The organism is Brucella sp. (assembly GCF_032066345.1).
GTDB classification, from domain to species: domain Bacteria; phylum Pseudomonadota; class Alphaproteobacteria; order Rhizobiales; family Rhizobiaceae; genus Brucella; species Brucella pseudogrignonensis.
This window is the reverse complement of record NZ_DAMBKZ010000010.1, coordinates 171,514-181,704: the sequence shown is the minus strand read 5'-3', so window position 1 is coordinate 181,704 and position 10,191 is coordinate 171,514. Positions and strand designations below refer to the sequence as shown.

Below are 10,191 nucleotides of genomic sequence, written 5' to 3'. Positions count from 1 at the left end.
CCAACGACCTCTCACGCGGATGTAGCGCCGATGACATTCTTCACATGATCGCAATTACCGTCAATCAGGCAGGTTGAAAGATTGCACAGCACGACGGATAAACGAATATTAAGCCCGCACCAAAGATAGCGCGCTTAACTTTGCGCTAGGCGCGCTAAATCGTCTTTGTCGATTTCAACCACGACGATGGCTTTTACTCGCGCGTATTGTCCAGCCAAAGTGGGCTGCGAACGCCCGAGATAGCGAGGATGCTGTGCTGAAACCCGTACGCGTTGCAATTTCGCCTGCACTTAGCGAAGTCTCCTCTGCAAGCGCACGCGCCATGTCTAGACGAATTCTTTGATAGTAATGGCCAGGTCCAATGCCCAACTCCCGCGTAAAAAGCCGCGCCAAAGTTCGTTCCGAAACAGCAGCATGATCAGCAATTTGGCTCAGCGGCAAGGGGTTTTCGATATTGCGATTCATCGCTGCCACGGCACGGATCAATTGTACGGCCTGCATTTTAACCGACTGCAGCTGCGATGCAGGTCCCTTCGTATTGTCTCCACCACGTATTGTTTGACGTGCATCATAGGCGAACATATTCATCACATCGAATGCTAAAGCTTTGCCACCGTGATCGCTAATCAGTTTGAGCATTAATGCATTGACCGTCGAAGCCCCACCTGCAGTAATCCTGCTGTGATCAATAACATACTGATCGGTGGACACACTGATATCATAGTAGCTTTCCGCGAATTCATTCAACTCTTGCCAGTGAATTGTGGAGCGATACCCATCGAGAAGACCTGCAGCTGCAAGAATCCACGGGGCGCAGTCGAGGCCACCTAACCGAGGAATGCGTCGCTCCACCAATTGCAGCGCTTTACTTACAGCTGGTGTCGCATGACGACGCGCACCATATCCGGCAACAAGAAACAGGACATCCAAATTGCGCGCATCTTCAAGACTTGTGTCCGCTCGTAGAAATAGCCCGCTCGAACTCTTTGCATCAGCCCCGTCAATGCTTAACAGTTGCCAGCTGTAATCTTCGGGATCCGCGTAATCACGCGCCGCACGCAACGGCTCGATCGCGCTCGCAAGCACCATATTAGAAAAACCGTTGAAGAGAAGAAAGCCGCAGCGTAGGGTCATAATTGGCAATTATAGTTATGTTTCTGGCAGAAAATGCAATTAATCTAACTCTCAAACATCACATAGTAAAGACAAGTCTCGAGATGATGTCTGATGGGAATCGTCAGCATATTCGCAAAATAGCCTGCAACGATTGCTGATGGTGCTCACAAGAAAGCGCTGCAAAGGCGGGAACGAAATTCGCCACCCGGGGGTGGCAAGGGAGAACAAATTGAACTGGGATGTTTTCATCACCTGTGCCGTGACCGGCTCTGGTGCAACTGCACAGAAAAGCGACAAAGTCCCCGTTACTCCAAAACAGATTGCCGAGGCTTGTGTAGAAGCAGCAAAAGCTGGAGCAGCGATTGCTCACATTCACGTTCGGAATCCGGAGAACGGCGCCCCTTCGCGCGACCCTGCACATTATCGGGAAGTCGTGAGCCGGGTGCGAGACAGTGGAACGGATATCGTACTCAACCTGACTGCAGGTATGGGTGGTGATCTTGTGTTGGGTTCACCCGAGTCTCCATTACCTCTTAATGAAAATCAGACCGATATAGTGGGCGCGACCGAACGCCTTGTGCATGTTGAAGAACTACTGCCGGAAATTTGCACACTTGACTGCGGTACAATGAATTTTGCTGAAGCCGATTATGTGATGACAAACACGCCTGGTATGCTGCGAGCCATGGCCGCCCGCATTCAGGCAGCTGGTGTAAAGCCGGAAATTGAAGTGTTCGATACAGGGCATCTCGTACTTGCAAAGCAGCTTGTGAAGGAAGGCCTGATCGATGACCCAGTCATGATCCAACTTTGTATGGGAATTCCTTATGGCGCTCCCGATGACCCCAACACAATGATGGCTATGGTCAATAATGTGCCTCAAGGCTGGACATACTCTGCATTTTCCATTGGACGCATGCAGCTTCCCTTTGTGGCAATGGCGGCGTTGACGGGTGCAAATGTTCGCGTAGGCCTTGAGGATAATCTGATGTTATCCCGAGGAAACCTCGCAACAAACGGACAATTAGTCGAGCGTGCCGCGACAATCCTGTCTGCGATGAACGCTAATCTAATGTCGCCGGCGCAGGTGCGCGAGAAGCTCAAGTTGAAAAAACGCTGGTGATTAGAACTCCTGTCGCAGTTGAGAAATCCTCATCACAAAACTTAATCAGTTAAAGAGGTCCGGAACAATCTTTTTGAGAAAATTGAATAGTGCGACATCACCAAAAACAAAAAAAAGGGGAACGATGCATGACACATATTCTGAACATAACCCGAAGAAACTTTCTATACGGTGCAGCCGCAACCGGATTGATTTGCGGAATAACCGGAACCCCCCTGTCAGCCAGGGCTGAAGATGTGCCGCCGCCAAAGCGCGGAGGACGACTTCGCATTGGTCATGCGAGCGGCGCGACATCGGATTCAATTGATCCTGCAACTTATTCCGCGGGACCCGTTGTAACAGCCATGTTGGGTGGGGTGTGCAATAACCTCGCGGAAGTGGATGCGAGTGGCAATATCGTTCCAGAACTAGCAGAACGAATGGAACCGAGTCCAGACGCCAAGACATGGACATTCCATCTGCGCAAGGACGCTACATTTTCTAATGGCAAAAAACTGACGCCTGAAGATGTTATTGCTTCCTACAATCATCACCGTGGTAAGGACACCACATCAAGCGCCAAAGCCATCCTCGAGGAAATCGTAGACATTCGCAAAGACGGCGAGAATGCCGTTGTGTTTGAACTTAAAGCCGGTAACGCCGACTTTCCGTTTGTGACGGCCGAATATCAGCTCGTTATCATGCAGGATAACGGCAAGGGAGAACTCGACTGGAAGTCGGGCATAGGAACGGGTGGCTACACGCTGGAAGTCAATGAACCTGGTGTGCGCATTCTCCTTAAACGCCGGGACGATTACTGGAAAAAGGATCGCGCCTGGTTTGACGAAGTCGAACTTCTCACTGTCAATGATCCAACTGCACGACAGAATGCTCTGATAACAGATCAGGTCGATGTTATTAATGGTATCGACATCAAGACACTCCCCCTACTGCAAAGGCAGAAAGGGATTCACCTGGTTGAGGTAACAGGGACAGCTCACTACACAATGCCTATGTTTTGTGATGTTGATCCTTTCAAGAGCGTCGATGTACGATTGGCTTTGAAATATTCGGTTGATCGCGAAGATATGCTTAAAAAAATTCTCCGCGGACACGGCCGGATTGGTAACGACCATCCGATCGCACCGGCAAATCGTTTCTTTGCGGCCGATTTGCCTCAACGCAGCTACGATCCCGACAAAGCAAAGTTTCACCTCAAGAAAGCTGGGCAGGGAGGGCTCAAAGTTCAGCTATTCACATCCAACGCACCATTCTCAGGTGCAGTCGATGCCGCAATACTCTTTCAAGAAACTGCATCAAAAGCCGGCATCCAAATTGATGTCAAGCGAGAGCCAGAAGACGGGTACTGGTCAAATATCTGGACTAAGAAACCGTTTTGCGTTTCGTACTGGAACGGTCGTCCCACGGAAGATTCCATGTTCTCCCTCGTTTATGCGAAGGGTGCAGAATGGAACGATGCCCACTGGGACAACGAACGGTTCAACAAGCTCCTCGTTGAGGCCCGTTCCGAACTCGACAATGGCAAACGTGCGCAGATGTATCATGAAATGCAGCAGATTGTATCCGACGATGGCGGCACGATCATTCCCATGTTCGCCAATTACATCGATGCCCGAAATGAAAAGGTTGCTCATGGCGAGGTAGCTGCCAACCGTTTCTTCGACGGCTGGAAAATTGTCGAACGCTGGTGGAGTGCCATCTGAGCATCTGTGTTTTCGCAATTCATTATGCGGCAACCCTACCCGGTCAGCCGCATGATGAGACGTTCGCCGCACTGTCGTAACTCATAACGGCCCGCCCTTCGCTGAAGCAGCAGCCCGGACCAAACATACGAGATCATCCTATGACCAATACAACTCCTGAGGCGACCGATATGCGTGGTGTTAAAACAGCCGCCGCTATTGGCGGCGGGGTCATCGGCGGCGGCTGGATTGCCCGCTTCCTGCTCAACGGTATCAATGTAAACGTTTTTGATCCCCATCCTCAGGCCCAGCGCCTGATTGGCGAAATCATAGCCAATGCGGAGCGTGCTTATAGCCGCTTGTTTCTGGCACCCATGCCGCCCCGTGGGACATTGGTGTTTACCGATACGCTCGCAGAAGCAGTGAGGGATGCCGGCTACATTCAGGAAAGCGTACCGGAGCGCCTTGAACTCAAGCACAAGGTCTATACGGAAATCGAGAAACATTGCCGTAAAGACGCACTGATTGGTTCATCGACGTCCGGCTTCACACCCACTCAGTTACAGGAAAACGCAAAACATCCTGAGCGAATATTTGTCGCCCACCCATTCAATCCGGTCTATTTGCTACCATTGGTTGAGCTGGTTCCCAGTGCAAAAACGAGCGCAAATGTCGTTGCACAAGCGACAGCGTTTTTGAGCGCCGTCGGTATGAAGCCCTTGCTTGTGCGCAAGGAAATCGACGCCCATATCGCTGACCGTCTCCTCGAAGCTGTATGGCGGGAAGGCCTGTGGCTGGTCAAGGATGGCATCGCCACCACCGAAGAACTTGACGACGCAATCCGCTTCGGCTTTGGTTTGCGCTGGGCACAGATGGGCCTGTTTGAAACCTATCGCATTGCTGGCGGCGAAGCTGGTATGCGCCATTTCATATCACAGTTCGGTCCGGCGCTCGCATGGCCCTGGACAAAACTCATGGATGTTCCGGAACTCACGGATGAACTCATCACCATGATCGCCGATCAGTCCGATGCGCAATCCGGTCGATATTCAATCCGGGAGCTGGAGCGAATTCGTGATGACAATCTGGTCGGCATCATGCAGGCGCAGAAGACGCGCAACTGGGGTGTTGGCGAGCTGCTGATCAATTATGAAAAAGCGCTCTACGACCGCAATGCCTCGATACATGGGGCGGTCTCCGTCGATATTTCGCAGCCTCTGGCCTTGCATCACGCCCGGGTGCGGGAAGATTGGGTCGATTATAATGGTCATATGACCGAAAGTCGGTATTTGCAGGTATTCGGCGATGCCAGCGATGCATTCCTTAACTTCATCGGTATGGATGCAGCTTATCTTGCTGCCGGTTCCTCAGTCTACACTGTAGAGACCCATATCCGCCATCTGCGGGAAGTTGGCATGGGGGAAAAACTGCGGGTGACAACACAATTGCTGGGCTTTGATCAAAAGCGTTTGCGGATCGTCCACCTGCTTTACAGCGGCGAAGACGATATCCTTCTGGCAAGCGCGGAGCATATGGCGTTGCATGTGGATACTGAAAAATCCTGCGCAAGCACTTTCGGAACTGTGCTCAACGAAAGCCTCGCCGCTATTTGGGCCGAACATCGCAAGCTGGACAAACCCGATTTTGCCGGAAAAGGTATTGGCGGAATAACAATGTAATCTGCCAATGTTAGGTAGTGGGAGAATAGCCCCTGCCCGATAATCGACAATAAAAATCGGGGAAATATGGATGTTCATTCAGATGATTGCACATCCGGTCGGAATGTAAGAGCCAGTTATCAATCTGATCAGACTGGTAACGGGCTCAACAGACAGTGGAGGCTGTAATCGGAATCATGAATCCGCTTATCAGAATGATCCTGCAACGATTGGGACTGGGTATACTTACCTTATTCGCCGTCTCAATCGTTATTTTCTTTGCAATTGAGCTTTTGCCCGGCGACATGGCGCAGCAGATATTGGGTCAGAATGCGACCGCTGAAACATTGGCAGCGCTGCGAGAGCAGCTCGGCCTCAATCAACCTGCTCTGATCCGCTATTTTCATTGGCTTGCTGGTGCTTTGCATGGAGATTTCGGAATTTCACTTGCCAATCAAAGGCCCATTGCCGAGCTTATCAGTGCGCGACTAGGCAATACTTTGTTTCTCGCGGCCTATGCTGCTGCCATCGCAATTCCGCTCTCCATTCTTCTGGGTATTCTGACGGCTCTCTGGCGCAACAGCTGGTTCGACCGGCTCGCCAATATGCTGACGCTGAGTTCCATTTCCTTTCCGGAATTCTTCGTAGCTTACATACTTATCTTGTTTTTCTCCGTAAATCAGACGTGGTTTCCCTCTCTTGCACGCGTTAATCCGGGTGAGAGCCTTGGCCAGATGCTCTACGCCGCCTTCTTACCGGCCTTGACGCTCACTTTGGTAGTTACAGCCCATATGATGCGCATGACACGTGCTGCACTGATCAATCTCCTTGCAAATCCCTATATCGAAATGGCGCGTTTAAAAGGCACATCGCGTTTCAAGGTGATCCTGCGCCATGCCCTGCCCAACGCCTTCGCTCCAATTGTAAATGTGGTTGCGTTCAATCTCGCCTATCTGGTGACCGGCGTTGTTGTTGTGGAAGTCGTATTTGTTTATCCCGGGCTGGGTCAGCTTATGGTCGATTCAGTTGCAAAACGAGACATCGCCGTGGTGCAGGCCTGCTGTCTGATTTTCGCGTCGATCTATATTCTTCTCAACATGCTGGCCGATGTGCTGTCCGTCGCCACCAATCCCCGCATTCTGCATCCGCGGTGAGAGGACAAGGCATGACACACCCCTTTATAAAACTCATCCGTGAAATGCCATGGACAGCGCGTATCGGCATTGTCCTAGTTTTAATCTATGCCTTTGTGGCATTCTTTGCCCCATGGCTTGCCCCCCATCCCGAACAACAGGTCGTGGGTGGCGAGTTTGAACCCTGGAGCAGCGATTTTCTGCTCGGGACTGATAATCTGGGGCGCGATGTGTTCTCACGTCTGCTTTATGGCGCGCGCAACACCATAGGCATCGCCTTTGCAACAACTGTACTTGCTTTCTGCCTTGGGGGCATATTAGGGCTGGTTAGTGCTACCAATGGTAGTTGGCTCGATCAGCTTCTGTCACGCCTTGTTGATATCATGATGGCTATCCCGCAATTAATTTTTGCCCTGTTGTTGCTCAGCATTTTTGGCATCAGTGTCGTCAATCTGATCCTGATTATCGCCGTGCTGGATGCCACGCGGATATTTCGCCTCACCCGCGCCGTAGCAATGAACGTAACAGTGATGGAGTTTGTCGAGGCGGCAAAGCTGCGTGGTGAAAGCCAATGGTGGATCATCCGGCGGGAAATCTTGCCCAACATCACAACTCCACTCATTTCAGAATTCGGCCTGCGCTTTTGCTTTGTGTTTCTCTCCATTTCCGCACTATCGTTTCTCGGTCTTGGGTTGCAGCCACCGACAGCTGATTGGGGCGGTATGGTGCGGGATACGGCTTCGCTAATTTCATTCGGCGATATCACCCCACTCCTGCCTGCGGCAGCGATTGCGGTGCTGACGGTCGCTGTGAACTTTGTTGTTGACTGGTTGCTGCATCGGGCAAGCGGGTTGAAGGAGTAGTCAAATGGCTTCAGACAATAAAACCCTGCTGACAATACGTGACCTCCGGATTGAGGCTTTGGGGGAACAAGGCTGGAATCCAATCGTTCACGGCGTCGATCTCGATCTCAAACGCGGAGAAGTCCTCGGACTTATAGGTGAATCGGGCGCTGGAAAGTCTACCATCGGCCTTGCGGCCATGGGGTTTGCGCGAAATGGCTGTCGAATTGCTGGCGGATCGATCAATTTCGACGGTACGGAATTGAGAGGCAAAAGCGAAACGCAACTACGAAAACTGCGCGGCAAGTGCGTTGCCTATGTTGCGCAATCGGCAGCGGCCAGTTTTAATCCGATGCATCGCTTGATCGACCAATATGCAGAAGCCCCTCTGACACATGGTTTAATGACCAAGGCACAAGCACAAAGAGAGGCGGTAGCATTGTACGAACGCATGCGACTGCCTGATGCAGGTGCTATTGGTTTCCGCTATCCACATCAACTTTCCGGCGGACAACTTCAACGCGCCATGACTGCGATGGCGATGGCCTGCAAGCCCGATCTGATAATTTTCGATGAGCCAACTACTGCACTTGATGTGACCACCCAGATCGAGGTTCTTGCAGCAATCCGTGACGCTGTACGTAACTTCAATACTGCCGCCATTTACATCACCCATGATCTTGCAGTCGTTGCTCAGATGGCAGATCGCATCAAGGTATTGCTGAAAGGCTGCGAGGTCGAAGAAACAGATACGCGCACCATGTTGAGCGCGCCCAGGCAAGACTACACCCGCAGTCTGTGGTCGGTCCGTGATATGGAAGCCGTTGAAAAGCCGCCAGTAACTGCTGGAACGACACCGCTGCTGAAAGTCGATAAAGTCGATGCTTTTTACGGTGCAATGCATGTTTTGAATAATATCACTTTCACACTACATAAAGGCCGTACAGTCGCGCTTGTCGGCGAGTCTGGATCAGGAAAGTCGACGACAGCACGCGTGATTGCGGGTTTGTTACAGCGTAGCAGGGGCGACGTATGTCTTTCGGGCCAAACATTGGCCGTGAGCTATAAACAGCGCTCCAGAAAACAGTTGCAGCAAGTTCAGATGATCTATCAAAGCGCGGATACAGCGCTCAATCCTCGACAGCGTATCAGCGAAATTATTGGCAGGCCGGTGGAATTCTATCTGGGTTTAAAAGGTCGCGCCCGTGATGATCGGGTCAAGGAACTGCTGTTGCAGATGGAACTGGAGCCTAAAACATATTTTGATCGCTTACCGTCCGAGCTTTCCGGTGGCCAAAAACAGCGGATAGGCATCGCCAGAGCTCTGGCAGCAGAGCCTGATCTCATCATTTGCGATGAAATAACATCTGCGCTTGATCAATTGGTGGCGGAAGGAATTCTGAAATTGCTACAGCGCATTCAGCAAGAAAAAGATCTTTCCTATCTATTTATTACCCACGACCTTGCTGCAGTGCGAGCAATTGCCGATGAATGTGTCGTGATGCAGAAAGGGCTTGTCATTGAACAAGGGCCTGTGCGGGAAGTCCTCAATGACTCGAAGCAAGCCTATACACAAGAGTTGCTGGCGTCGGTGCCGCAGATGGACCCCGATTGGTTAACATCGCGCCTGCAAAAAACTGAAGCGTCTTCGTTATTGTCCCGCTCGTGAAAGTTCGTCTCTATGAAAATGATCAGTGATCCTGAGGTTCTGGCTTTCGTAAAAAAAACCGAAGAAAGCTATCCGGCAGATGCTAATCTCGCGACAGCGGAAGACAACCGCCGTTATTACAATACGATGTGCGCAGTCTTCCGCAGGCCCTGCCCCGCAAATGTCGAGACGGAAGACCGCCATATTGATGGCGTGCCGGTGCGAAACTATCGCAAAAAGAATGCAGGTCCGACGAATGAAGCCACCGCCACTAAAGTTATGTATTTGCATGGCGGTGGTTATGTCGTCGGATCACTTGAAAGCCATGATGATGTTTGTGCAGAATTATGCGATGTTAGCGGTTTAGAAGTAATAGCTGTCGACTATCGGTTGGCGCCGGAATATCAATACCCGGCGCAAATTGACGATGTCGAACGAGTTTGGCGAGAGATCACAACTGATGGTCGCTCAACAATTATTATGGGTGACAGTGCCGGCGGAAACTTATGTGCAGCTCTCTCTTCGCGCATGAAACGCTTAAATGGTCCAATGCCACGCGGACAAATTTTGATTTACCCTTCACTGACTGGGGATCATAGCTTACCATCCTACAGCGAGAATGCAGAAGCTCCGTTGCTACGAACACAAGACATTTTAGCCTATAAGCCACTTTATGTCGGCGATGATAATCTCAGTTCTGATCAACAAAGCGAAATTGCACCCGCAAAGAGCGCAAACTTCTCCCACCTTCCTCCAACATGGGTAATCACAGCTGACGTTGATCCATTGCGTGATGACGGACCGGTTTACGTTGCAGAACTTCTCAATGCCGGAGTATTTGCTTGTTGCATCAATGAGCCGCAACTTGTTCACGGTTATCTTAGAGCGCGGCACATGAGCAAACGTGCAAATGATAGCTTTAAACGCATTTGCATGCTGCTCAGCACAGCAGATCAATGGGCAACATAGTTGCTATATAATTTTATCCT

8 protein-coding genes are annotated in these 10,191 nt (G+C 51.0%); 7 read left to right on the top strand and 1 reads right to left on the bottom strand.

From position 1 onward, the window contains the following. Window positions 1–174: 174 nt before the first annotated feature. Window positions 175–1,134: a GlxA family transcriptional regulator gene (locus RT142_RS14450; protein WP_105519819.1), complete on the bottom strand. Its 960-nt coding sequence runs from the start codon at window positions 1,132–1,134 to the stop codon at window positions 175–177. 211 nt (window positions 1,135–1,345) lie between these two features. On the opposite strand from RT142_RS14450, the gene RT142_RS14445 reads away from it, so the two are divergent. From RT142_RS14445 to RT142_RS14415, 7 genes are all read left to right on the top strand, one after another. Next, complete coding sequence (locus tag RT142_RS14445) at window positions 1,346–2,239, top strand: 3-keto-5-aminohexanoate cleavage protein (protein WP_105519820.1); 894 nt, start codon at window positions 1,346–1,348, stop codon at window positions 2,237–2,239. 128 nt (window positions 2,240–2,367) lie between these two features. After that, a complete protein-coding gene (locus RT142_RS14440; RefSeq protein WP_113158975.1) occupies window positions 2,368–3,942 on the top strand; it encodes an ABC transporter substrate-binding protein in 1,575 nt (524 codons plus the stop codon). 170 nt (window positions 3,943–4,112) lie between these two features. Beyond that, window positions 4,113–5,600 (top strand): carnitine 3-dehydrogenase, encoded by a 1,488-nt coding sequence (locus RT142_RS14435; protein ID WP_313029512.1) that lies wholly within the window; start codon window positions 4,113–4,115, stop codon window positions 5,598–5,600. Window positions 5,601–5,776: 176 nt separating this feature from the next. Continuing rightward, window positions 5,777–6,733 (top strand): ABC transporter permease, encoded by a 957-nt coding sequence (locus tag RT142_RS14430; RefSeq protein WP_105519821.1) that lies wholly within the window; start codon window positions 5,777–5,779, stop codon window positions 6,731–6,733. 11 nt (window positions 6,734–6,744) lie between these two features. Further along, window positions 6,745–7,575, top strand: a complete 831-nt coding sequence (locus RT142_RS14425; protein WP_153223382.1) for an ABC transporter permease — start codon at window positions 6,745–6,747, stop codon at window positions 7,573–7,575. Between the two features lie 4 nt (window positions 7,576–7,579). After that, window positions 7,580–9,223 (top strand): ABC transporter ATP-binding protein, encoded by a 1,644-nt coding sequence (locus RT142_RS14420; RefSeq protein ID WP_313029498.1) that lies wholly within the window; start codon window positions 7,580–7,582, stop codon window positions 9,221–9,223. A 12-nt stretch (window positions 9,224–9,235) separates the two neighbouring features. Further along, entirely contained in the window at window positions 9,236–10,171 is a 936-nt protein-coding gene (locus RT142_RS14415) for an alpha/beta hydrolase (RefSeq protein ID WP_235820933.1), read from the top strand. Window positions 10,172–10,191: the final 20 nt, after the last annotated feature.